General features: G+C 65.5%; 2 protein-coding genes and 1 pseudogene. 1 reads left to right on the forward strand and 2 read right to left on the reverse strand.

Going from position 1 to position 2,112, the window contains the following annotated elements; translation table 11 throughout:
• A partial coding sequence (truB, locus tag AHiyo1_RS05055; protein WP_084784363.1) for a tRNA pseudouridine(55) synthase TruB occupies window positions 1–513 on the reverse strand: 513 nt, incomplete at its 3' end.
• An 86-nt stretch (window positions 514–599) separates the two neighbouring features.
• Between truB and AHiyo1_RS05060 the strand changes: the two are divergent.
• Window positions 600–1,752: pseudogene (locus AHiyo1_RS05060) on the forward strand (pyridoxal phosphate-dependent aminotransferase).
• A gap of 3 nt (window positions 1,753–1,755) precedes the next feature.
• Here AHiyo1_RS05060 and AHiyo1_RS05065 read toward each other — a convergent pair.
• On the reverse strand, window positions 1,756–2,112 hold a 357-nt coding region (locus AHiyo1_RS05065; RefSeq protein WP_059387820.1), incomplete at its 5' end, for a nucleoside deaminase.

Raw genomic sequence — 2,112 nt, forward strand, 5'->3', positions numbered from 1 at the left:
TTCGACGGTCACGTCGATGTCCACCACCCTGCCGTCGTCGACCCTCCGGATGGCGTGGATCTCGAAACGGTGGATGGTCACGGGCCGGGCGGCGAGCTTGACCTCTTGCCCCGAACGCACGCGCGCGTAGGACCGTTCGCCGTTGACCTTGATGGCGCTGACGCTGCTGGGGACCTGCTGGATCTCGCCGCTCAGCTGCGCGACGCCGGAACGGATGGCGTCCTCAGTGACTGCGGCGGCGCTGCGGCTTGCGGTGATGTCGCCCTCGGCATCGTCCGTGATGGTTGATTCACCGAGCCGGATGGTGGCGGAGTACGTCTTGGAGGTGCCCACGATGTAGGTCAGCAATCGCGTGGCCTTGTTGATGCCAAGCACAAGCACCCCCGTGGCCATGGGATCCAGGGTCCCCGCATGGCCCACTTTCCGGGTACCGGCCAGTCGCCGCATCCGTCCAACCACATCGTGGCTGGTCCATCCTTGCGGCTTGTCAACGATTACCAGTCCAGAAAGCACGCCTCCCAGTATATCCGCGCCGGGGCATGCATCCTGCGGCCCGCGGCTTCCCTGGACGCTCCGGGACCGCGGCTAAGATGGCTCCCATGCCTGAGCTTGCCGCACACGTCCGCGAAGTGCCCGTGAACCAGATCCGCGAGATCACCGAGGCGGCCTGGAGCACCCCCGGGGCGATCGTCCTCAGCATCGGCGAGCCGGGCTTCGCGCTGCCCCGGCACATCCTGGACGCGGGGATCGCTTGCCTGGACAGGGACGAGACCAACTACACCCCCAATGCCGGAATCCCGGCGCTGCGTGAAGCCTTCGCCGACCGCTTCCGTGCCCACAACCACGTGGATATCGGGGCGGAGCGCGTATATGTCGTGGACGGAGCCCAGCAGGGACTGCACTTCGCCATGAGCCTGCTCCTCTCCCCCGGCGACGAGATCCTGATTCCCAATCCGGGCTACCCGACTTTTGCCATGACAAGCCATTTGTTGCACGCCGTCCCGGTGCAGTATCCGCTCTACCCGGAGCACGAGTTCCAACCCCGCATCGAGGACATCGAGGCCCTGATCACGCCGCGCACCAAGGTATTGGTCCTGAATTCGCCGTCCAATCCCCTGGGCGCAGTGATCTGCGAGGAAACGACGCGCGAGCTCGTGGAATTGGCCGTCAAACACGATCTGTGGATCATTTCGGATGAATGCTACGAAGCCTTCACCTTCGACGTTCCGCACACGAGTCCCGCCCGCTTCGACAGCGCCGTTCCCGGGGAGGCCCGGGTCTTCACGTCCCTGACCTTGTCCAAAACGTACGGGCTGACGGGACTGCGGATCGGCGCACTCATTTGCCCGCCGGGCCTCGAACGGAAGATGAACAACGTCATGGAAGCGATCGTTTCCTGCGTGGCTTCGCCGTCCCAGTACGCTGCCGTCGCGGCGCTGACCGGCCCGCAGGACTATGTGGACACGGCACGGGAGCACTACCGTTCCAACCGCGATGCCGCCTCGGCGGTGCTTGCCCAGAAGGGCATTCCCTTCCTGCGCCCAGGGAGCTTTCTATCTCTGGGCGGACGTCTCGCATGTGAGCGGCGGGGACGTGCGTGCCTGGGTGCGTACCTTCCTGGCGGACGCTGGAGTAGCCGTGGCACCGGGAACCGCGTTCGGTTCCATCGGCGAAGGATGGATCAGGATCGCTTTGTGCGGTGACCAGCAGCAACTGCTCGACGGCGTCGGGCGACTCCCGGCGCGGACGTGAGCCTCAGTATTTGGTCCGGTTCTTGTGCCCGCGCCAGGCATCGAAGGGAGCCTCGGATGCAGGAACGTCAGTGTGTTGGACGGGCAGCAGGTCGGGCCTGTTGCCGTCGAAATATTCGTAGAACACGGCATCGTCGAAGCCTGCGGCCGCTGCCCCGTGCCGATCGGCGGCAAAGTAGACGCGGCTGACCCGGCCCCATAGGGCCGCCGAGAGGCACAAAGGGCACGGTTCGCAGCTTGAGTAGAGCACCGAGCCGCTGAGGTTGAAGCTCCCCAGTTCCGACGCGGCCCGCCGGATGGCCACTACTTCGGCGTGCGCCGTGGGGTCGTTGTCGCGGGTGACCCGGTTGACGCCGTCGTG

It is taken from the genome of Arthrobacter sp. Hiyo1 (assembly GCF_001263615.2).
GTDB lineage: Bacteria > Actinomycetota > Actinomycetes > Actinomycetales > Micrococcaceae > Arthrobacter.